16 protein-coding genes and 1 pseudogene are annotated in these 21,251 nt (G+C 61.9%); 7 read left to right on the forward strand and 10 right to left on the reverse strand.

Annotation, left to right across the window (positions count from 1 at the left end):
- Positions 1-310: 310 nt before the first annotated feature.
- The 7 genes and pseudogenes from D1Y85_RS13830 to D1Y85_RS13860 form a co-directional block, all read right to left on the reverse strand.
- A complete protein-coding gene (locus tag D1Y85_RS13830; RefSeq protein ID WP_124151633.1) occupies positions 311-1,405 on the reverse strand; it encodes a glycosyltransferase family 9 protein in 1,095 nt (364 codons plus the stop codon).
- Between the two features lie 125 nt (positions 1,406-1,530).
- A pseudogene (locus tag D1Y85_RS13835) lies at positions 1,531-1,632 on the reverse strand (IS5/IS1182 family transposase); the annotation flags it as partial.
- A gap of 801 nt (positions 1,633-2,433) precedes the next feature.
- Positions 2,434-3,033 (reverse strand): SGNH/GDSL hydrolase family protein, encoded by a 600-nt coding sequence (locus D1Y85_RS13840; RefSeq protein WP_185218981.1) that lies wholly within the window; start codon positions 3,031-3,033, stop codon positions 2,434-2,436.
- Positions 3,034-3,257: 224 nt separating this feature from the next.
- Positions 3,258-5,279 (reverse strand): acyltransferase family protein, encoded by a 2,022-nt coding sequence (locus D1Y85_RS13845; protein WP_124151635.1) that lies wholly within the window; start codon positions 5,277-5,279, stop codon positions 3,258-3,260.
- 658 nt (positions 5,280-5,937) lie between these two features.
- Positions 5,938-6,465 carry a chromate transporter gene (locus D1Y85_RS13850; protein ID WP_124151636.1) on the reverse strand — a complete coding sequence of 176 codons (528 nt, stop codon included), beginning with the start codon at positions 6,463-6,465 and terminating at the stop codon, positions 5,938-5,940.
- Complete coding sequence (locus D1Y85_RS13855) at positions 6,462-7,049, reverse strand: chromate transporter (protein ID WP_124151637.1); 588 nt, start codon at positions 7,047-7,049, stop codon at positions 6,462-6,464. The genes D1Y85_RS13850 and D1Y85_RS13855 overlap by 4 nt, the downstream gene beginning before the upstream one ends.
- A gap of 171 nt (positions 7,050-7,220) precedes the next feature.
- The gene (locus D1Y85_RS13860) at positions 7,221-7,979 is read right to left on the reverse strand and encodes an LOG family protein (protein WP_124151638.1); all 759 of its coding nucleotides are present in this window, start codon (positions 7,977-7,979) and stop codon (positions 7,221-7,223) included.
- Position 7,980: 1 nt separating this feature from the next.
- On the opposite strand from D1Y85_RS13860, the gene polA reads away from it, so the two are divergent.
- The 3 genes from polA (at position 7,981) to D1Y85_RS13875 (ending at position 13,338) form a co-directional block, all read left to right on the forward strand.
- A complete protein-coding gene (polA, locus tag D1Y85_RS13865; protein ID WP_124151765.1) occupies positions 7,981-10,779 on the forward strand; it encodes a DNA polymerase I in 2,799 nt (932 codons plus the stop codon).
- Between the two features lie 219 nt (positions 10,780-10,998).
- Positions 10,999-12,342 carry an NAD(P)/FAD-dependent oxidoreductase gene (locus D1Y85_RS13870; protein WP_124151639.1) on the forward strand — a complete coding sequence of 448 codons (1,344 nt, stop codon included), beginning with the start codon at positions 10,999-11,001 and terminating at the stop codon, positions 12,340-12,342.
- A gap of 123 nt (positions 12,343-12,465) precedes the next feature.
- Entirely contained in the window at positions 12,466-13,338 is an 873-nt protein-coding gene (locus tag D1Y85_RS13875; protein ID WP_124151640.1) for a dienelactone hydrolase family protein, read from the forward strand.
- A gap of 31 nt (positions 13,339-13,369) precedes the next feature.
- On the opposite strand, the gene D1Y85_RS13880 is transcribed toward D1Y85_RS13875, so the two are convergent.
- Both D1Y85_RS13880 and D1Y85_RS13885 read right to left on the reverse strand, forming a co-directional pair.
- The gene (locus D1Y85_RS13880) at positions 13,370-14,242 is read right to left on the reverse strand and encodes a sulfurtransferase (protein ID WP_124151641.1); all 873 of its coding nucleotides are present in this window, start codon (positions 14,240-14,242) and stop codon (positions 13,370-13,372) included.
- Between the two features lie 136 nt (positions 14,243-14,378).
- Positions 14,379-15,488, reverse strand: coding sequence for an aromatic ring-hydroxylating oxygenase subunit alpha (locus tag D1Y85_RS13885; RefSeq protein WP_124151642.1), 1,110 nt, complete (start codon positions 15,486-15,488; stop codon positions 14,379-14,381).
- A gap of 297 nt (positions 15,489-15,785) precedes the next feature.
- Here D1Y85_RS13885 and D1Y85_RS13890 point away from each other — a divergent pair, with 297 nt between their 5' ends.
- From D1Y85_RS13890 to folE2, 4 genes are all read left to right on the forward strand, one after another.
- Positions 15,786-16,124 carry an exodeoxyribonuclease VII small subunit gene (locus D1Y85_RS13890; protein ID WP_124151643.1) on the forward strand — a complete coding sequence of 113 codons (339 nt, stop codon included), beginning with the start codon at positions 15,786-15,788 and terminating at the stop codon, positions 16,122-16,124.
- A complete protein-coding gene (locus tag D1Y85_RS13895) occupies positions 16,121-17,002 on the forward strand; it encodes a polyprenyl synthetase family protein (RefSeq protein ID WP_124151644.1) in 882 nt (293 codons plus the stop codon). Before D1Y85_RS13890 ends, D1Y85_RS13895 begins: the two co-directional genes overlap by 4 nt.
- 95 nt (positions 17,003-17,097) lie before the next feature.
- A complete protein-coding gene (gene dxs / locus D1Y85_RS13900) occupies positions 17,098-19,005 on the forward strand; it encodes a 1-deoxy-D-xylulose-5-phosphate synthase (protein ID WP_124151645.1) in 1,908 nt (635 codons plus the stop codon).
- A gap of 170 nt (positions 19,006-19,175) precedes the next feature.
- Complete coding sequence (gene folE2 / locus D1Y85_RS13905) at positions 19,176-19,985, forward strand: GTP cyclohydrolase FolE2 (RefSeq protein WP_124151646.1); 810 nt, start codon at positions 19,176-19,178, stop codon at positions 19,983-19,985.
- 161 nt (positions 19,986-20,146) lie between these two features.
- Here the strand turns inward: folE2 and tsaD are convergent, their stop codons facing one another.
- A complete protein-coding gene (tsaD, locus tag D1Y85_RS13910; RefSeq protein ID WP_124151647.1) occupies positions 20,147-21,172 on the reverse strand; it encodes a tRNA (adenosine(37)-N6)-threonylcarbamoyltransferase complex transferase subunit TsaD in 1,026 nt (341 codons plus the stop codon).
- Between the last annotated feature and the right edge of the window lie 79 nt (positions 21,173-21,251).

Below are 21,251 nucleotides of genomic sequence, written 5' to 3' on the forward strand. Positions count from 1 at the left end.
GCTTTTGCTGGCGGGCGATTCCGTCATTTTGGATCGCCCATAGTGTGTGACTAAAACAGGACTGTCTCACTCCCGTGCCGCTTCGGCACGGGAGTGACACGTTCAATCTCCTGCGCCTTCATGTAGTGGACTGTCAATATCCTCTCAGGCTGCCATTTAATATTCAACGAGCGTTAACATCGCCACGCTGCAATTCTGGACGACCACTATTCTGCGACGAACCGTATATCCGATTCTAAGCCCCTTCTGATGCGAATCAGAAGGGGCTTCTGTTATAACGGCGGAAAAATACCAAAAATCAAACAAGGATTTAGATTTTTCCGGCATTCAAAGCCAAAGCCAATTCGCGAGCGACGGTCTTGGGATCTATTTCGGAAACATCTCCCGCACTTCTTATGAATTTGCAGTTAAAGTGCTGATTTTCAACACATCGTGCTCTCGGGTCGACTTCTGCGCTAAACAATGCCAATATAGGCGTGTTCGTCGTGTTCGTTACGTGCATCAAGCCCCCATCCGCCCCAAGAAAAAGCGTCGAATTCCCAATCACCTCACGCGTCTGGTGAAGCGTAAGCGTATCCACATATGAAATTAGATTAATGTTCTCGAATTTTTGACTAAGTAAGGTCTGCGCCTCGGACAAACCATTCCGCGACCCAATCAATACATATTTGTACTGCGATAATTTTTTGTCTTGATCCACCAGGTGCAATACTTCTGACCATCGCAGATATGTGCGATCCGCTTCCTTGCCCCCTATCGCAATAACGATCTGAGACAGCCCGGCTTTCTCTATCGGCGAGCCCATGACCACACGCGCTTCCGCTTGTAACTCTGCGCTGCTGCGACCAAGGCCAAGTATCCGCGACCACGAGTAATAGCTGAACTGTATTTTGTTGTAGAAACGCCGATCTATGAACCAGCCAACAAGACTAGTGAAAGATAGATCGCGCAAAGAGGATCGAGCCTTCTTTTTTATTACACGTCGGTTTAGCGTATTCAGAATTACAAACGCGTAATCTTTCGCCTGAACTTGATTGATATCCGTATAAATTCGACTAAACCATGGATCAGATTCAAACACCGGAAGGAGCGCCGGATCGAGCACCACGTCCATCTTTACCGAATGCTCCTCCAAAAGCGCACGTCCCGCCAAATCCATTAGGGCGTCGCCAAGATGGACTATGCCATCATAAACCAATAACAACCTTGATCCGGGCGGGAATCGTGGTATCTCATCAAGTTCATAGTAGATCCCCATCTGACGAGTACGAGTCATGGTGAAAATCTTATGAATCTGTGACTTCATGATCTTAAACCAAGCACGATTGTGTTTAGCAATCGGCTGCTGGAAGATCGAAGGATCCGGTACGGATAGAACTTTATCAACAAAAGATTTGAACTTCATAAAGAACCAGACCAATCTTCCTTAATAAGAGATGCAATCAGGTACTTGCCAGTCAGCACCTGAATGCTGATATTGAGCTATCGACGTCCAAAACGCAAAATGCAGAACGCGAACACGCGCCGATCCAGAAACTCGCGCTGCGGCAGGGCGTGCTCCATTTCGTCGAGAAATACACGCTTGCGTGTGCGCCAGTTGCTCAGGTCCAGGCCAAGGTCAGTTTGTTTCATACACTCGTTTTGTCCGGCAATGCGTCCGCCTGAGCGCCCGCTCGCCTGAGTGTTGAACATCATCGTTAGCGGAACCCTCCTGCTTGCCCAATGATTCCGGGGCATTGAAATATCCGACTATTGTAATACGGCGGTAACTTCGCCGATGAGACGGCATAAGGCATGAGTGGTGGCTACGTCGATATTTGCTTCGAACGCGGTTTGACGCAGTGAGCCACGCATTAATCGCCTAGCGTTCCTCATAAACATCGACAGGCCGGCGCTGCCGTTTCCGAACGCGCAGGACAACATGATCGCGTGCGTCATCAAAGCGCTCGCGACATGATGCTTTGACCACTGCGATAGCCGTCTAACATCCATTCAAAATACGGCGGAACCCCGCCCAGAGTCTGCTCAACATTTAAGCAGCTAGTTAGGCAAAATGGAATGATCGTGGCGATTTGGCACGAAAATACGTCAGCAAGCTGCGCAGCTTTGCGGAGGTGGCGTTTCAGTAGGAAACCCGCGTCAAGCGGGCGATTCGCTACACTCCTGGCGCCCTTGATCGTTTAGTTTGCGCTTTTCATCGGCGTTGGATTGATGCGCTCGACGTCTCGCGATTTCGTGTAGTGCTCACTCATCTACGCGGTCGTACGGCAGGCGAGCGCCTGGGCGGTGTCGGCCGTGACAGTCGGGCGCAGCGAAGGGGCAGTGCCGGCAATCCTGTTTGCGGCTGTTTCGTGCCAGCCAGGCCGTTCGTCGAGTGCGGTGTACGCCTTCAAGTTTCCACGCGTCGTAGATCATCTTTGCGAGTTCTGATGGCTAATGGGCGTTTTGGCCAGGTCGCGCCCCTGGGAGTAACGCATTTATCGTGTTGAAAGTATTTTGTGCCTTGATCCTGTAATACGCTCCGTCCGGGTGCAGGCAGTCAGGGAGGTGCTCGCGCCACTCGGGATAGGCTTCGTACTGCCGTACCAAAGGTAAAGCCTTCTCATTGGCAACTTTGCGCATTGCCGCGACGTACGCGGGTAGTTTCACCCGGTTCGCCAGACAGCTCGCGTTCGGTTCCTGCAGGACAACCCGCTTGCCGGCCGCGGCTGCGATGTCCACCAGTGCCGAGAGACTGTCGAAGAATTGATCTGGTGTGGATCGCACGGTGTCGTTCAGGCCGAACTGTAGCGTAACGATCTGGGCAGGGCTTTTAGCCACGACCTGGTCGAAGGGTGGATGCACGCCGTCCGTGCCCTCAAGCAGTTGCGTCGCCGTTGTGCCGCTTACCCCCTCGTTGATGACCAGAACATCCGGGGGAACCATCGTCTGCAACCATGCGGGCTCGCTTTGGTGCCGAGGCGCGCCATTGCCTTGCGTGGTGCTGTCGCCGTACATGGCAATGACGGTGGCGGGATGCGGGATCCAGGCCATGGGACCGGGGGCATGTCTCTCCCCGGGCCCATGGCAGCCCGCCAGGACTGTGAGACACGCTGAGACAAGGAGGCATTTCATTGTCTGATCCGCTCCACTTGGCGATGGGGCACTGCACCACATCGCTATGACCGGCTCAGTTCGGATCCGCTCATACTCAACGGCACACAGTCCGATCCGTGACAGGCTATCTCCGCGAGGTCAGGCGCAGGCGATCAAGCAGGTTACCTCGGTGTGCCCAGCAGGTTGTTTATTTCCTTCGCAATGGGACCATTTGCAGAATCAGAGATATGGTCGCTATAGCTGTACAGAAACTTGTCGCCGACTGTCATCGGGCAAACATCACGTTGCTTGTCGCAAAGGACGTCAGCAGGGTCGTAGACAAGTAACTCGGGGTGCCGCTGCTGAAGCTGATCGACCAGTGCCCGGTATTGCCGTGTCTCAATGATGTGAGTTTGATAGCTGATTGCACAGCGATCATTGGGGCTACGCGGTGTGATATTGAACGCACGACGCAGCAAGGCGGGCGCGAGCGCGCTCCGGTCTATGCATTGGGCTGGATCCTGCAACGTGGGATTGTCGATGAGCATGACAACGCGTTTTCCAGCTTGATGCAGTGCCGTGATAGTCGCATCAAGTCCTTGCATTGCCAGTGAGCCGTCTGTCGAGGTGCGGCCATCCGATTCATAGGTCGGTCCGATCAGGATACGGCCTGCTGTGGCGATGACTACGGTATGGATCGAGGGATTTCTCACCAGTGTGTCGAGGGCCACCCGTGCCTCTGAATTGCAGGCTTCCGGGTCGTCGTTATCATATGGAGTCTTGCGGGAGACGTGACTCAACGGGGCACAGCTGGGGCGGGAGAGCAGCATCCAGCTTTGACCGGGTGCGGACTCGCGCACGAGGCCCCAGTAGAGCGCTTCGGCTTTACTGTCACCCCATAGCGCGTATTGCGGTGTAGTGCGCCGGTCAGAATAACAAAAGCTGAGCACCTTTCGGCTGGCTGGGTCAATACCGCAGTTCTCAGTGACGAGTTCATGACCGGCACCGTGACTTGCGCTGTTGAGGTTCCATTCACTGAGGATCGTGCGCGCCCCGGCGATGTTCTTGTGACGAAGTGCCCAGCCGATGCTGCCAATAGCGAGCATCAGCATGCAAGGGACCGCGACCTTGAGCCAATGATCAGCGCCTTGCCGGATTGGCTTCTCAATCAGTGCGACGGTGCCCCAGGACAATAGCACGCTGATGGCCACGAGGCTCGCGCGCGTGGTTGGTGACGGGACGCCACCGACCTCGATGTTCGCAAAGGACAGCAGTGGCCAATGCCAGAGATAGAGCGGATAGCTGATCTTTCCGAGCCAGACTGCGGCCGGGTGAGAGAGCCAGCGGCGCGACGGTGCCGCTACGTCGTCACCGGCAAGTATCAGCAGGCAAGCGCTAAGCACTGGCGGAACCGACCAGATTCCGGGGAACACAAAGGAAGCGTTAAGCCACAGGTAGGCACCAGCGCATAGCACCAGTCCGGCGACGGCCAGCGTGAGGCTGCTGGCTCGCGGCGTTGCGGGCGCCCCGGCGGGGAACAGCGTCCAGACTGCCACGGCCGCACCAGCCAGCAGCTCCCAGGCGCGTCCGCCCGGCAGATAGAAGGCGGCGGACGGGTGTGACTGGACCAGCCAGAGATTCAGTGCGAACGATGCCGCGACACAAATGGTGAGCCATCGCCAGATGTGCCCCCGGCGGAAAGCCAGGGCCAGCAGCGGTGGCCAGACGATATAGAACTGCTCCTCGATGCCGAGCGACCACAGGTGCAAGAGCGGCTTCATCTCGGCCGCTTTGTCGAAATAGCCGGTCTCGCCCCACAGGGCCAAGTTCGACACGAAGCCCGCGCCCGCCATCAAATGCGTGCCAAGGTTTTTGAACTCGCCATTGAAGAGGCAGAACCAGCCTATGCCGAATGTGGCGATCATCACGAGCGCCAGCGCGGGGAAAATCCGCCGGATGCGCCGGGCGTAGAAGTGGGCGATGCTGTGCCTGCCCTGTTGCAGATCGGCAAGCAGGATACGCGTGATCAAGAAGCCCGAGATGACGAAGAACACGTCCACGCCGACGAATCCACCTGGCAGGAGTGTCGGGAAGGCGTGGAACAGGACCGTGCCGAGGACGGCCAGGCCGCGCAAGCCGTCAATGTCCGGGCGATAGAGCAGAGCTTGCAGCGTGCCGACTGGCAAGTTAGGTGTGTTCTTCATGCAGTGCAAAGCCTGCTGCCGCCAGGTCGGGAAGCGGTCAGTGGCAGTAGTCCGCATAGGGCATGCGGAAAATTTTTCTTATAGGTTCTTGTGGCCGTAGCGTGTTCGAACCCATCGCGGATATGGACAGGTTATCGACCGAAACACGGACCACCTTAATTTTTAAAACCTTGAAAATTAAGATATTGAACAGGTTTTGTCAAATTATTGAGATAACTCAGGCGCGTAGCCAATAGACGATCCACGCGCGGCGGCGAGGTTGGCTTCAGCATCCATGGCAGTCCGCGAAGCCGCTCGTTGCGATTGGCCGGGCGTTTTTACCGATCCTGAATGTCGAGGATCACTTCACTGAGCAGATGATCAAGTTCACTCCGGGGCGCGTTCGACGATCCGGTCGATGGTGTTTTGCTGGCGCGGCGCAGGTTCGTCCGCGAGACACAGCTTCGCGTCGAGTTCCCGGCAATGGCAGGCTCATACAGATGTTGAAGACGATGAAACGGCGGCGGCGCGTGTGATGATTCAGCGGATCTGATCTGCACGGAAAACCGTCGCGCGCAACCGCTGAATTTCCCACAGCAGTTCGAGCGCGATGGGCTCCGGTCGCCGCACCACACGATTTGTAGTCCGAATTATTCCCGCTGCCTGCAATCGAAACTCATCACTGCCCAAACCCCGTCAATCCAATCAGGCTACCCGCAGCAAGCAGCCACAGCGGATGGATCCTGGTGCGAAAGGCCAGCACCGCGCAAACACCGGTGATTACCCATGCGATCCAGACGGAATCGGACGCCCTCGCAATCAGCACGGCACTCGCAGCGACGAGTCCCGCGGTCACCGGCACGAGTCCGCGCTGCGCGATGCGTCGCCACGACCGGTCCTTGAAGCGATCCCACGCATGCAGCACAGCCGCTGTCACGAGCGACGACGGTCCGAACTTCGCCACCGACGTCACGAGCATGCCCGCCCAGCCGGCCACGTGCCAGCCGATCAGCGTCACGATCATCATGTTCGGACCGGGCGCGGCCTGGGCGAGTGCGAACAGCGCGCTGAATTCGCGGGCGGGCATCCAGTGATGCACGTCCACGACCTGGCGTTGCATCTCGGGCAGGATCGTGTTGCCGCCGCCGAAGGCGAGCAGCGAAAGCTGGCTGAAGATCGCGGCGAGTGCTGCGAGCGTGGCGCTCATTGCGTGCCTCCTGCGCGGCGGGCAGCACGAATCGCTAACGCTATCCCGATCGGCGTGAGCACGAGCATGGTGGGCAAGAGCGGCGTGCGCAGCATCGCAATTGCGATGAATCCGATCAGTGCGACAAAGGCAGCGGCCGGGTCGTGGCGCAACGGCAGGACGATCTTGACGGCCATCGCGATGAGCAGCCCCGCGGCTGCGGCGGCGAGGCCGACGAACAGGTGCTGCACGCGCGGATCGTTTTGAGTGCGCTCGTAGACTACGCCGAGCGCGATCACCACGATCGACGGTCCTGCGATCAACCCGAGCAATCCGGCGAGTGCGCCGCGCCAGCCGTGGAAACGCATGCCGATCGCGACGGAAAGATTGATGACATTGCCACCCGGCAGGAACTGGCACAGGCCGAGCAGATCGGTGAACTCGGCGGCACAGAGCCAGCGGCGCTGTTCGACGATAGCGCGTCGCGCGAGCGGCAGCGCGCCGCCGAATGATGTGAAGCCGAGGCCGAGAAAGCCGAGGAACAACTCGCGCACGGTGGGCGCGTGCAGGGCGGCGGCGGGCGCCGTGGAGGAAGACTGTGTCATGCCGGGGCGAGCGGTTAGAGAAGGCCCCGAGGGTAGCGCCGAACGGCGCCCTCACAAAGTGATTTTTATGGCAGCGTCTCGAGACCGCGATTCAGAAGGCGAGCGGCCCGGCGCGGCGCCCAGCGTGGGCGTGCGCCAGCCGCGGTGCTCCGTATGGTCAGAGGTAGAACCTCAGAGATAGAACATCCGGTCGTCGTCGTCGGATTCGACGCGCGCGGGCCGTTCCTTTTCGCCCTCTTCGCCGCTGTCCTCGTAGAACTTGAGGACCGCTTCGAGCACCTGATCCGGGTCGTCGATCACCTGCATGAGATCGATGTCTTCCGGATTGATCAGGCCCATCGGCACGAGCGCCGAGCGGAACCAGTCGAGCAGCCCCTTCCAGAACTGGGAGCCCACCAGAATGATCGGCACCTTGCGCGACTTGTTCGTCTGGATCAGCGTGAGCACTTCAGCGAGTTCGTCGAGCGTGCCGAAGCCGCCAGGCATCACGATCACAGCGTCGGAATTCTTGACGAACGTGACCTTGCGCGTGAAGAAATGGCGAAATCGCAGCGAGATGTCCTGCCACTGGTTGCCCGACTGCTCGTGCGGCAACTCGATGTTCAGGCCCACGGAAGGCGACTTGCCTGCGTGCGCCCCCTGGTTGGCCGCTTCCATGATGCCGGGGCCGCCGCCCGAGATCACGGCGAAGCCTGCATCCGACACCTTGCGGGCGATCTGCTTGGCGAGCTGGTAGTACTCCGAGTCCGGTTTCAGGCGCGCTGAACCGTAAATGCTGACCGCCGGACGGATCTCGGACAGGTACTCGGTTGCCTCGATAAACTCTGCCATAATCGTGAACATCTGCCACGACGCGCGCGCCTTCTTGGCTGTAGCGCGCTCTTGATCTGCGAGCGAACGCAGACTCGGAATCACTTTTCTCTTGTCCATAATGCCTGATGATCTTCGCCTGGAAACCAGGCCAAAAACTGAACTTGAAGGAAAGACCCTGTTGCTGGTCGATGGTTCGAGCTATCTCTATCGGGCCTACCATGCTATGCCGGATCTGCGCGGTCCTGGCGGAGAACCGACGGGTGCGCTATACGGGATCATCAACATGCTGCGCCGTATGCGCAAGGAAGTTACGGCAGAGTATAGCGCGTGCGTCTTCGACGCGAAGGGCAAGACATTCCGCGACGACTGGTATCCCGACTATAAGGCGAACCGCCCGTCCATGCCCGAACCGCTTGCAGCACAAATCGAGCCCATCCATACGGCGGTGCGCGCGCTTGGCTGGCCGTTGCTGATGATCGAACGTGTCGAGGCGGACGATGTGATCGGCACGCTCGCGCGCGAGGCGGAAAAGCACGGCATGAAGGTGATCGTGTCCACCGGCGACAAGGATCTCGCGCAGCTCGTCACCGACCACATCACGCTCATCAACACGATGACGAATGAAACGCTCGATCGCGAAGGTGTGATCGGCAAATTCGGCGTGCCGCCGGAGCGGATCGTCGATTATCTCTCGCTAATTGGCGACACCGTCGACAACGTGCCTGGCGTGAACAAGTGCGGCCCGAAGACAGCGGTCAAGTGGCTCACGGAATACGGCACGCTCGACGGCATCGTCGAACACGCAGACGAAATCAAGGGCGCCGTGGGTGGTTATCTGCGTGATGCGCTGGAGTTCCTGCCGATGGCGAAGAAGCTCGTCACGGTGGAAACCGCGTGCGATCTTTCGCAACATATCGAGTCGATCGAAGGTGCGCTTGCCACGCGCCCCGAAGCGCGCGAGGAACTGCGCGACATCTTCGCGCAACATGGGTTCAAGACGTGGTTGCGAGAAGTTAGCGAGGCCGGCGCGAATGACACCGTGCCGGCGGCGACGGGCGGCAACGTGAAGCCGCAAGACGCCGAAGTGCAGCCCAATCTGACGCTCGACGTACCACGCCACTACGAAACGATCCAGACGTGGGATCAGTTCGACGCGTGGCTGAAGAAAATTGAAGCGGTGGGCATCACGGCGTTCGACACCGAAACCACATCGCTCGATCCGATGGTCGCGAAGCTCGTTGGTGTGTCGTTCGCGACGGAGCCGGGGCACGCTGCGTATCTGCCCCTCGCGCATCGCGGACCGGACGCGCCGGAGCAATTGCCGATCGACGAAGTGCTCGCGCGCCTGAAACCGTGGCTCGAAAGCGCGCAGCACAAAAAAGTCGGCCAGCACATGAAGTACGACGAACAGGTGCTTGCGAACTACGGCATCGTCCTCGATGGTGTCGAGCACGACACGATGCTCGAATCCTACGTGCTCGAATCGCATCGCAGCCACGACATGGACAGCCTTGCGCTGCGCCATCTCGGCATCAAGACGATCAAGTACGAGGAAGTCGCGGGCAAGGGCGCACAGCAGATCGGCTTCGACCAGGTGCCGCTCGACAAAGCCGCCGAATACTCCGCCGAAGACGCCGACATCACACTGCAGTTGCATCTCGCGCTCTATCCGCAGGTCGCGGCGGAGAAGGGGCTCGACTACGTGTACCGCGAGATCGAGATGCCGACGTCGCGCGTGTTGCGCAAGATGGAGCGCAACGGTGTGCTGATCGACACCCAGCGGCTCGACAGGCAGAGCGCTGAAATCGCGGTGCGTCTCGTCGAACTCGAACAGGAAGCCTATGTGCTGGCGGGCGGAGAGTTCAACCTCGGCTCGCCCAAGCAGATCGGCCAGATCTTCTTCGAGAAGCTGCAGTTGCCGGTCGTGAAGAAAACGCCCAGCGGCGCTCCGTCCACCGACGAAGAAGTGCTGCAGAAGCTCGCGGAAGATTATCCGTTGCCGAAGCTGCTGCTCGAGCATCGCGGGCTTTCCAAGCTCAAGTCCACCTATACCGACAAGCTGCCGCGCATGGTCAACGCGCAAACGGGCCGCGTTCACACGAACTACGCGCAGGCCGTGGCGGTGACGGGGCGGCTTGCGTCGAACGATCCGAATCTGCAGAACATTCCGGTGCGCACGGGCGAAGGGCGGCGCATTCGCGAGGCGTTCATCGCGCCGCCGGGTCACAAGATCGTGTCCGCCGACTATTCGCAGATCGAGCTGCGCATCATGGCTCACATCTCCGGCGACGAATCGCTGCTCGCCGCCTTCGCACGCGGCGACGACATTCACCGCGCCACGGCCGCCGAAGTGTTTGGCGTGACGCCGATCGAAGTGAGCGCCGACCAGCGCCGCATCGCGAAGGTCATCAATTTCGGCCTGATTTACGGCATGAGCGCGTTTGGGCTTGCATCGAATCTCGGCATCACGCGCGACGCGGCGAAGCTCTATATCGACCGCTACTTCGCGCGCTATCCGGGCGTCGCGCGCTACATGGACGAGACGCGTATGGACGCGAAATCGCGTGGCTACGTCGAGACCGTGTTCGGCCGTCGCCTGTGGCTGCCCGAGATCAACGGCGGCAACGGTCCGCGCCGCCAGGCCGCCGAACGCGCGGCCATCAACGCGCCGATGCAGGGCACGGCAGCGGATCTCATCAAGCTGTCGATGATCGCCGTCGAGAAGTGGCTCGACGAGACGGGCATGCGCACGAAAATGGTCATGCAGGTGCACGACGAACTGGTGCTCGAAGTGCCCGACGACGAACTGGGCGAAGTGCGCAAGCGTCTGCCCGAACTGATGTGCTCGGTTGCCTCGCTCAAGGTGCCGCTCGTCGCCGAAGTGGGCGTGGGCGCGAACTGGGAAGAAGCGCACTGACAATCCCCGGATGCCCGAACGCGCTGCAGCGCGCGGGCACACTGCCGTAACGAACACGAAATACCCGCGCACGCAGTGGCGTAGAAGCGCGCGGCGCGCATGTCGTTCATGCGTGCTGCGGCGCTTCGCGCGGTGCGCTCCGTAAGCCGACAAACCACGGATGGCCGGTGCCCATGAGCGTCGGCGGATCCAACGATTTTCGACACGCACGGAGAGTCTATGCATCGCTTTATCGTTGTGGGAGGAGGAGCAGGCGGGCTGGAACTGGCGACACGCCTCGGCGACCGTTACGGCAAGGCGCGCAAGGGTGGCGAGCCGCGGGCGAGCGTCACGCTGGTCGACCGGTATCCCACGCATATCTGGAAGCCGCTGCTGCACGAAGTCGCGGCGGGCAGCCTCGATCCGTTCACCCAGGAGCTTCCGTATGCGGCGCAAGCGCGCTGGCATGGCTTCGCGTTTCAGCAAGGCGAGTTGATCGGACTCGACCGCGCGGCCAAACGCATCCAGCTCGGCGCGGTGAGGGACGACGACGGCGGCGAACTGCTGCCGCCGCGCGAACTCGACTACGACACGCTCGTGGTGGCAATCGGCAGCACGACGCACTTTTTCGGCGTGCCTGGCGCGGCTGAAAACTCGATCGCGCTCGATACCGTCGAGCAGGCCGAACGCTTTCGCAAGCGGCTCATCGCGGCGTGTGTGCGCGCAGAACATCAGGCACCGGAGTCCACGTCTGCAGGCGTCGCGACGAGCGGCGAACCGCGCGTGCAAGTCGCGATCATCGGCGCGGGGGCAACGGGCGTGGAGTTGTCGGCCGAACTGCGGAACACGGCAGAGGTGCTGTCCGCGTATGGGCTGCACAAGCTCGATCCGCGTCACGATGTCGGTATCGTGCTGATCGAAGCGGGGCCGCGCATCCTGCCCGCGCTGAGCGAGCGTGTGTCGACGGCGACGGAGGATCTGCTGAAGAAAATCGGCGTGCAGTTGTACATTGCCGAGCGCGTGACGGAGGTGGCACCGGGCGTCGTGCGTATGGCAAGCGGCAAGTCCGTGCGCGCCGACCTCACGGTCTGGGCGGCGGGCATCACCGCGCCATCGGTGCTTGCGCAACTCGATGGCCTTGCGGTCAACAAACTCGGCCAGCTGATCGTGCGCCGCACGCTGCAGACCGAAACTGACGACAGCATTTTCGCGTTCGGCGACTGCGCGGCCTGCCCGTGGCCCGGCAACGAGCGCAACGTGCCGCCGCGCGCGCAGTCCGCGCATCAACAAGCTACGTTCCTGTTCCGTTCGTCCGGCAACCTGCTCGATGGAGAGCCGCTACCGGAGTTCACGTATCGCGACTTCGGTTCGCTCGTATCGCTCGGTCACTTCAGTGCGGTCGGCAATCTGATGGGCGGCGTGATCGGCGGGAGCATGCTGATCGAGGGACTCTTCGCGCGCTTCATGTACATGTCGCTGTACCGTTTGCACATCGCCGCGTTGCACGGTTACGCACGCATGGTGCTCGACACGTTTGCTCACTGGCTGCGCCGCACCACGCTGCCGCGCGTGAAGCTGCATTGACCGCTGCATTGACCATTACGCCCGCGCGCGTCGTGAGGCGCGGGCGTCATCGCCTGGTTTGACGGCCCGGTTTTTGCGCGCTGGTGTCAACGCCCGGCGTCACCGATCAACGAGGAGAGTTTCATGCTGAAGCCCGAAATCGATTCCCTTGTCCCACACGTACCGTTCGACCGCCGCACCTTCCTGAAGGCCGCGCTCGGAACCGGATTCGCCGCAGCCGTGCTGCCGGTTTCCGCACAGACCATCCATACCGATGCCGAAGGACTCGACGCGGGCGAAGTCGGCTTCGAATCGAACGGCACGCTGATCCCCGCGTATCGCGCGCAGCCGCGCGGCAAGACGCATCTGCCAGTGATCGTGGTGGTGCATGAGGCTTTTGGCGTGCACGAGCATATCGCCGACGTGTGCCGCCGCTTCGCGAAGCTCGGCTATCTTGCGGTCGCGCCCGATCTCTTCGTGCGCGAAGGCGATGCGTCGGCCTATCCGACGATTCAGCAGATCGACCAGAATATTTTGAGCAAGGTGCCGGACGCGCAGGCGATGTCCGACCTCGACGCAACCGTCGCGTGGGCCGGGCAGCACGGTGGTGACCCAAAGCGTCTGGGTATCAACGGATTCTGCTGGGGTGGCCGCATCGCGTGGCTTTACGCCGAGCACAATCCGCGGATGAGAGCGGCGGTGTCGTGGTACGGGCGCGTGGCGGGGCAGCACACGCAGACCATGCCGGAGAATCCGCTCGATCTCGCGGGCGAGCTACAGGTGCCGGTCCTTGGTCTCTATGGCCGCCAGGACCAGGGCATTCCGCAGGACACCCTCGCGCAGATGAAGCAGGCCATCGCACAAGGGCCGCAGGGCGGACGCGGCTCGGAATTCGTCGTGTACGACGACGCGGGTCATGCCTTCTTCGCGGACTATCGTCCGAGCTATCGCAAGGCCGACGCCGAGGATGCCTGGCGCCGCACGCTCGCGTGGTTCAGCGGGCACGGCGTCGCGTGAGGCGGCGCCGCAGCGGGGGACCGGAAGCTGCTCAGGGATTCGGCCCCGTCGCAACCGGACGCGACGGGTCGGCGCACCATTCGCTCCACGATCCGGCGTAGAGCGCCGCACCGTGCAGCCCCGCGATCTCCATCGCGAGCATGTTGTGGCACGCCGTCACGCCTGAGCCGCATTGCAGCACGACATGCTCGGGCGTCTTGCCCCCGATCACCGCAGCAAAGTCTTCGCGCAGCGTGTGCGCCGGCTTGAAGCGGCCATCGGCGGTGAGGTTGTCCTTGAAGAAGCGGTTGCGCGCGCCAGGGATATGGCCGCCGACTGGATCGATCGTCTCGTTCTCGCCGCGATAGCGGTCGGCTGCGCGGGCGTCGATGACGACAAGTTCGTGCGTCGAGAGATTGCGTACAACGGCCTGCACATCGATCGTCACCTGAAGTGGTGCGCCGGCCGTGAAGTTGCCCTTCGTGGGCTGCGGCGCGGCGTCCGTCGACAGAGCGAAGCCAGCCGCTTCCCACGCTTGCAGACCGCCGTCGAGTACGGCCACCGAATCGTGGCCGAGCCAGCGCAGCAGCCACCACAGACGCGCCGCATATGAGCCGCCTTGCGCGTCGTAAGCGACGACCTGCTGGCCTTCGTTCAGGCCGCGGGCCGCGAGCGTGTTCACGAGCGCCGCACGATCGGGCAGCGGATGGCGGCCGTTCTTGCCGGTCTTCGCGCCGGAAAGGTCGCGATCGAGGTGCAAATACTGCGCGCCGGGAATGTGGCCGGCCGCGAAAGCGGATTCGCCCGCAGCGGGGTCGGCGAGGTCGAAGCGGCAATCGAACACGAGGACACTGCCGGGCGCGGCGGCGAGGCGTTCGTGCAGATTGGCGGCGGAGATCAGCGTGGTGTAGTGCGAATGGGGCATGTCGACGGCTCCTGATCAGGTGCGACCGGCCGCGTTGCGCAGGACCGGCCCGATGTCGTCAGTCTAAACAAAAAAACGGGCCGAAGCCCGTCTTTCCTTGATGCCCATTTGCCCCTTGCGGCCGAAGCCGGCGCGCTCAATCAGTGAGGTTCAACTCGCGGCGCAGGAACTCGTGGAAGTGCTGCATGCCGTCTTCCATCGGGCTCTGATAGGGGCCGACCTCCGACACGCCACGATCGAACAGCGTGCGGCGGCCAGCGTCCATGCGTTCGGCGATCTCGTCGTCTTCGATGGCGGTTTCCATATAGGCGGCGCGCTCGGCCTCGACGAACTCGCGTTCGAACAGCGTGATTTCCTCGGGGTAGTAGAACTCGACGATGTTCGTCGTCTTCTGCGTGCCCTGCGGAACCAGCCACGACACGACGAGCACGTGCGGATACCACTCGATCATGAGATTCGGGTAGTACACCATCCAGATCGCGCCGAATTCCGGCGGCACGCCATTGCGGAAACGCAGGACCTCGTCGTGCCACTTGCGGTAAATCGGGCTGCCCGGCTTGCCGAGGCGGTTGTGCACGCCCACGGTCTGCACGCTATACCACTCGCCGAACTCCCACTTCAGGTCGTCGCACGACACGAAGTTGCCGAGTCCCGGATGGAACGGCACGACGTGGTAGTCCTCGAGATAGACCTCGATGAAGGTCTTCCAGTTGTAGTTGCACTCGTGGATCTCGACGTGATCGAACATATAGTCCGAGAAGTCGAGATGCTGCGCCGGGCCAAGGCGTGCAAGGTCGCGCGCGACGTCGCGCCCGCCGGCCTCGAAAAGCAGGCCGTTCCATTTCTGCAGCGGCGTGCTGGTCAGGTTCAGGCAGGGTTTGTCTGCGAAGTGAGGCGCGCCGAGCAGCTCGCCCTTGAGGTCATACGTCCAGCGATGGAGCGGACAGACGATATTGTCGGCGTTGCCGCGGCCGTTGAGCATGATGGCCTGGCGGTGGCGGCAAACGTTCGAGAGCAACTCGACCTCGTTGTGCCTGTTGCGCACCAGCACGCGACCCTCATTCTCGCTGGGCAGGGCAAAATAATTCCCCGCCTCCGGCACCATCAACTCGTGCCCGATATAACGGGGACCTTTCTGGAAGAGTGTTTCGATTTCGCGCGTAAGAAGCGCATCGTCAAAATAAGCGGCGACTGGCAGCTGGCTGTGGATGGACTGCAGCTGCAATGCATTGCTCAGATTGGACATTCCCACTCCCGATGAAGACGTGAAAGCAGTGAACAACCCAACCATCGAAGATTCGATTTAGGGAATCGGAAATTATAGCCGCATAGTTCCCCGGCGGGTAGATAAGTCACTGATTTTTGTCAAAATTGCATCGGCGATACGCTTTTGCTGCACGGTTAGTGCGCCGTTGACGTCATTTTCGTTCAGGATCGCATCGTGGATTCTTGCGTGACGCCAAGGGGATGCGAGCCGGCGAGCGGGTCGGACCGGTCGCTTTTGCCGTAGAATGTCCGCCTTGTTTCAATATTGCGACGACTCATGGCGAAATCCGCATCGAAAGACGGTGCCGCGGACGCTGCGGCAGCGGCCGAAGGCGCCAGTGATAGCAGCGGTGGCAAGGGTGACGCTCTGGCGCAGCCCGAGAGCTACGAGGCCGCACTGGCAGAGCTCGACACCCTCGTGGCGCGCATGGAAGCCGGGAGCCTGAGCCTCGAGGAATCGCTGGCCGCCTACCGGCGCGGTGCCGTGCTGGTGAAGTTCTGCCAGCAACAGCTGGAAAAGGTTGAACAACAGGTGCGCGTGCTCGACGGCGAAACGCTTCGGCCTGTGCCCCTCAATACGACAAGCTCCGCTTCGGGCGGGGACGACGATCTATGACATTTGAACAATGGACCCGGCTGGTGCTGGACCGGGTCGAAACCGCGCTCGAACACTATTTGCCGGCAGCCACCGTGCTGCCTGCGGGGTTGCATGACGCCATGCGTTATGCGGTGCTCGGCGGCGGCAAGCGCGTGCGGCCGCTCCTGTGCCACGCAGCGGGCGAGCTGACTAGTGCGACGCCCGAGGCGCTCGACGCGGCAGCCTGCGCGCTGGAGATGATCCACGTCTATTCGCTCGTACACGACGACATGCCGTGCATGGACGACGACGATCTGCGCCGCGGCAAGCCGACGGTCCATGTGAAGTACGACGAGCCGACCGCGCTGCTGGTCGGCGACGCGCTGCAGTCGCAAGCTTTCATCACGCTGACGTCGGATGTGCTGGATGCACCGCGTCAGGCCGCGCTCGTGCGCGAACTCGCGCTGGCGAGCGGCTCGATTGGCATGGCGGGTGGCCAGGCCATCGACCTCGCGAGCGTGGGCCGTGCACTCACACGCGCAGAACTCGAAACGATGCACCAGCTGAAGACCGGTGCGCTGTTGCGCGCGTCGGTCCGCATGGGCGCGGTGGCCGGCGAAACGCCGTCCGCCGACACGCTGCGCGCGCTCGACGTGTACGCGGGTGCCGTGGGTCTCGCCTTCCAGGTGGTGGACGACATCCTCGACGTCACCGCCGACTCGGCGACGCTTGGCAAGACCGCTGGCAAGGACGCGAAGGATGGCAAGCCGACCTATGTGTCGATCATCGGTCTGGACGCATCGCGCGCGCTCGCACAGCAATTGCGCAGCGATGCTCATGCCGCACTCGAACCGTTCGGTGCGCGCGCACAGCGCCTCGCAGAACTCGCTGACCTGGTTGTCAACCGGCTCAGTTGACTGTGCTTGATTGCGCCAACCCGCCCACGCGCATGAAAGGGGAGTAATGCGCGACAGAAGTGCGGGAGCGCCCGTTTTCCTACAATGGAACGATGATGTACGACTTGCTGAAAACCATTGACGACCCGGCAGATTTGCGCCGCCTCGATCGCCGACAGTTGCAACCGCTTGCGGACGAACTGCGCGCCTTTGTTCTCGACAGCGTCTCGCAGACGGGCGGCCACCTGTCGTCCAACCTTGGTACGGTCGAACTGACGATCGCGCTGCACTACGTGTTCGACACGCCGCGCGATCGCATCGTCTGGGACGTCGGCCATCAGACCTATCCGCACAAGATTCTGACCGGCCGCCGCGACCAGATGCACTCGTTGCGCCAGCTCGGTGGCATCTCGGGTTTCCCGCGCCGCGACGAGTCGGAGTACGACACCTTCGGCACCGCGCACTCGAGCACGTCGATTTCGGCGGCGCTCGGCATGGCGGTTGCGAGCAAGCTCAAGGGCGAAAACGCCATGGGCATCGCTGTGATCGGTGACGGGGCGATGACGGCCGGCATGGCCTTCGAGGCGTTGAACAACGCGGGTGTCGAAGACGATGTGCCGTTGCTCGTCATTCTCAACGACAACGACATGTCGATCTCGCCGCCGGTCGGCGCGCTGAATCGCCACCTCGCGCGCCTGATGTCGGGCCGCTTCTACGCCGCCGCGCGTGCGGGCGTGGAGCGTGTGCTGCGCCATGCGCCGCCGGTGCTCGACCTTGCGCGCAAGCTCGAAGAGCACGCGAAGGGCATGATCGTGCCGGCCACGCTGTTCGAGGAGTTCGGCTTCAACTACATCGGGCCGATCGACGGCCACGATCTCGATTCGCTGATCCCGACGCTGCAGAACATCAAGGAACTGCGGGGCCCACAGTTCCTGCACGTCGTGACGAAGAAAGGCCAGGGCTACAAGCTCGCCGAAGCCGATCCGGTCCTGTACCACGGCCCCGGCAAGTTCAATCCGGCGGAAGGCATCAAGCCGTCGACGACGCCCGCGAAGAAGACCTACACGCAGGTCTTCGGCGAATGGCTGTGCGACGCCGCCGAACTGGACGCGCGCGTGATCGGCATTACGCCGGCGATGCGCGAAGGCTCGGGTCTTGTCGAGTTCGAAAAGCGTTTCCCGGATCGTTACTTCGATGTCGGTATCGCCGAGCAGCACGCGGTGACGTTCGCCGGCGGTCTCGCGGCTGAGGGCCTCAAGCCCGTCGTCGCGATCTATTCGACCTTCCTGCAGCGTGCCTACGACCAGCTGATTCACGACGTTGCGTTGCAGAACTTGCCGGTGGTGTTCGCGATCGACCGCGCGGGCCTCGTCGGCGCGGACGGCGCGACGCACGCGGGCGCTTATGACCTCGCGTTCATGCGCTGCATCCCGAACATGATGATCATGGCCGCGTCCGACGAAAACGAGTGCCGCCAGATGCTCTATACGGCGCTTCAGCAGGACTGTCCGACGGCCGTGCGCTATCCGCGCGGTGCGGGCACGGGTGTCGCGACCGTCAAGCAGATGGCCGCGCTGCCTGTGGGCAAGGGCGAAATCCGTCGCGAGAGCAACGCACCCGCGGGCAAGCGCATCGCGATCCTCGCGTTCGGCACGATGGTGCCGCCGTCGCTCGCAGCGGCGGCCGAACTCGACGCCACCGTCGCGAACATGCGTTTCGTGAAGCCGCTCGATACGGAACTCGTGCGCAAGCTCGCTGAGACGCACGATTACCTCGTGACCGTCGAAGAAGGCTGCATCATGGGCGGCGCGGGCTCGGCCTGCGTGGAAGCCCTGCTTGAATGTGGGGTTATCAAGCCCGTACTACAATTGGGCCTCCCCGACCGCTTCATCGACCACGGCGATCCGGCGAAGCTGCTGGCAAGCGCGGGGCTCGACGCGGCAGGGATTGCAAAGTCGATTCGCGAGCGCTTCCTCGATCACGCGGTGAACGCATCCGGCAAGTCTGTGATGCGCGTCGCGTAAGCGGCGCGTGCCGCGCCGGCCGGGCTCATGCCCGACGCCGGCGGCCGCGACTACCCACTTTAAGTATGTAACGGCGGTTGGGTTATCGACCCTGACCCGCCGTCAAGCGCCGGCTTATGCCGGCGCTTGTCATTGTGCGCCGTGTTGTGCGCACCCCGAAGGATAAGAACATGAACCAGATGACCCCGGCTTTCCTTATGCCGGACGTGCAAAGCTCCGTCGACGTGCGCCAGATTCCGATCCAGCGCGTGGGCGTGAAGGCCGTGCGCCATCCGTTGACCGTGAAGACCGGTAACGGTGACGTGCAGCCGACGGTCGGCACATGGAACCTCGACGTGCATCTGAGCGCCGACCAGAAGGGCACGCATATGTCGCGCTTCGTGGCGCTGCTCGAAGAGAACAAGACGCCGCTCGAACCGGCGACGTTCCGCGCGCTGCTTGCAGAGATGCTAGTGAGGCTGGAATCGCAGGCGGGTCGCATCGAGGTCTCTTTCCCGTACTTCGTGAAGAAGGTGGCGCCGGTGTCGGGTGTGGCGAGTTTGCTCGACTACGAAGTGACGCTCACGGGTGATGCGCGCAACGGCGTGACGCGCGTGTTTCTGAAGGTGCTCGTGCCGGTGACCAGCCTGTGCCCGTGCTCGAAGAAGATTTCCGAGTACGGGGCGCACAACCAGCGCTCGCATGTGACGATCAATGCAGAACTCGCGGGCGACCTGCCGGTGGAAGATCTGATCCGCATCGCCGAGGAAGAGGCGTCGTGTGAACTGTGGGGCCTGCTCAAGCGTCCGGACGAGAAGTACGTGACCGAGCGCGCGTACGAGAATCCGAAGTTCGTCGAGGACCTCGTGCGCGACGTGGCGGTACGCCTGAACTCGGATCCGCGAATCGCAGCCTATGTGCTGGAAGCCGAGAACTTCGAGTCGATCCACAATCACAGCGCGTATGCCGTGATCGAGCACGACAAGCGCCAACGCGGGTGATCGCTGCGGGATAACCGCGCAGACATTTCAAATGTCTCAACCGGTTTGCCCTGCGCGGCTTTCGCCGCGAGGGCAAACTCGCGATTTCCCTCGCCTGGAGGTAATGCGACGCGACGAAACCATCTTCGTCTGCGCAAATTGATTCGGATGCCGTACGACGCTCAGCGTGCGAGCGTCGACAGATCCCAGCGCGGCTTGACGGTGAACGCGTAGTCGCGCGTCGCCTGCTCCGGCCAGCGTTCGAGCCGCATCGCACCCGCGAGCGCGATCATCGCGCCGTTGTCGGTGCACAGCGAGAGGTCCGGGTAATGCACTTCGAAGCCGCGCTTTTGTGCGGCTGCCGAAAGCGTCTCGCGCAATTGCCGGTTCGCGCCCACGCCGCCCGCCACGACGAGGCGCTTGAGCTTCGTGCGTTTGAGCGCGGCGATGGACTTCGCGGCCAGTACCTCGACGGCCGCGTCGACGAAGCCGCGCGCGATATCCGCCTTGCCCTGTTCGCAGATGTTCGTGCCGATCCGCTTCACCTGCGTGAGCACGGCAGTCTTGAGTCCGCTGAAGCTGAAGTCGAGATCGCCCGAGTGCAGCATTGGCCGCGGCAGCTCGACGGCGTCCGGCGTGCCGAACTCCGCGAGCCGCGACACTTCCGGCCCACCCGGATACCCGAGTCCCAGCAGCTTGGCGGTCTTGTCGAAGGCTTCGCCGGCGGCATCGTCGAGCGTTTCGCCGAGCGTCTCGTATTCGCCCACGTCGGTCACGCGCATCAGTTGCGTGTGGCCGCCCGAAACGAGCAGCGCGACGAACGGAAACGGCGGTGGCGCGTCGACGAGCAGCGGCGAGAGCAGATGCCCTTCGAGGTGGTGGATGCCGACGGTCGGCAGGTTCCACGCCATCGCAAGTGCGTTCGCAATGCTCGCGCCGACGAGCAGTGCGCCCGCGAGACCCGGTCCTTGCGTGTAGGCGATGGCGTCGATGTCACCACGCGCCGCGCCGCTCTTGCCGAGCACTTCTTCGAGCAGCGGCAGCGCACGGCGGATATGGTCGCGCGAGGCGAGTTCGGGCACGACGCCGCCGTACTCACGATGCATGGCGATCTGCGAGTGCAACGCGTGGGCGAGCAGGCCGCGCTCGGTGTCATAGAGCGCGAGGCCGGTTTCGTCGCAGGAGCTTTCGATGCCAAGAACAAGCATGGTGGAGCGTGCAACGGTGCCGGTTGGACGCGCTGGTCCGGCCAATAACCGCTGCAAATTCGAAGTCGTGGGGAATCTT

Source organism: Paraburkholderia dinghuensis, assembly GCF_003837865.1.
GTDB lineage: Bacteria > Pseudomonadota > Gammaproteobacteria > Burkholderiales > Burkholderiaceae > Paraburkholderia > Paraburkholderia dinghuensis.

Coding starts and splice junctions, on each gene's coding strand:
- folE2 (WP_124151646.1), top strand. CDS start 19,176: ATGAACCAGATGACCCCGGCTTTCCTTATGCCGGACGTGCAAAGCTCC.
- D1Y85_RS13850 (WP_124151636.1), bottom strand. CDS start 6,465: ATGAGCGCCACGCTCGCAGCACTCGCCGCGATCTTCAGCCAGCTTTCG.
- polA (WP_124151765.1), top strand. CDS start 7,981: ATGCCTGATGATCTTCGCCTGGAAACCAGGCCAAAAACTGAACTTGAA.
- D1Y85_RS13890 (WP_124151643.1), top strand. CDS start 15,786: ATGGCGAAATCCGCATCGAAAGACGGTGCCGCGGACGCTGCGGCAGCG.
- dxs (WP_124151645.1), top strand. CDS start 17,098: ATGTACGACTTGCTGAAAACCATTGACGACCCGGCAGATTTGCGCCGC.
- D1Y85_RS13875 (WP_124151640.1), top strand. CDS start 12,466: ATGCTGAAGCCCGAAATCGATTCCCTTGTCCCACACGTACCGTTCGAC.
- tsaD (WP_124151647.1), bottom strand. CDS start 21,172: ATGCTTGTTCTTGGCATCGAAAGCTCCTGCGACGAAACCGGCCTCGCG.
- D1Y85_RS13880 (WP_124151641.1), bottom strand. CDS start 14,242: ATGCCCCATTCGCACTACACCACGCTGATCTCCGCCGCCAATCTGCAC.
- D1Y85_RS13855 (WP_124151637.1), bottom strand. CDS start 7,049: ATGACACAGTCTTCCTCCACGGCGCCCGCCGCCGCCCTGCACGCGCCC.
- D1Y85_RS13830 (WP_124151633.1), bottom strand. CDS start 1,405: ATGAAGTTCAAATCTTTTGTTGATAAAGTTCTATCCGTACCGGATCCT.
- D1Y85_RS13840 (WP_185218981.1), bottom strand. CDS start 3,033: ATGGCCTGGATCCCGCATCCCGCCACCGTCATTGCCATGTACGGCGAC.
- D1Y85_RS13870 (WP_124151639.1), top strand. CDS start 10,999: ATGCATCGCTTTATCGTTGTGGGAGGAGGAGCAGGCGGGCTGGAACTG.
- D1Y85_RS13885 (WP_124151642.1), bottom strand. CDS start 15,488: ATGTCCAATCTGAGCAATGCATTGCAGCTGCAGTCCATCCACAGCCAG.
- D1Y85_RS13860 (WP_124151638.1), bottom strand. CDS start 7,979: ATGGACAAGAGAAAAGTGATTCCGAGTCTGCGTTCGCTCGCAGATCAA.
- D1Y85_RS13895 (WP_124151644.1), top strand. CDS start 16,121: ATGACATTTGAACAATGGACCCGGCTGGTGCTGGACCGGGTCGAAACC.
- D1Y85_RS13845 (WP_124151635.1), bottom strand. CDS start 5,279: ATGAAGAACACACCTAACTTGCCAGTCGGCACGCTGCAAGCTCTGCTC.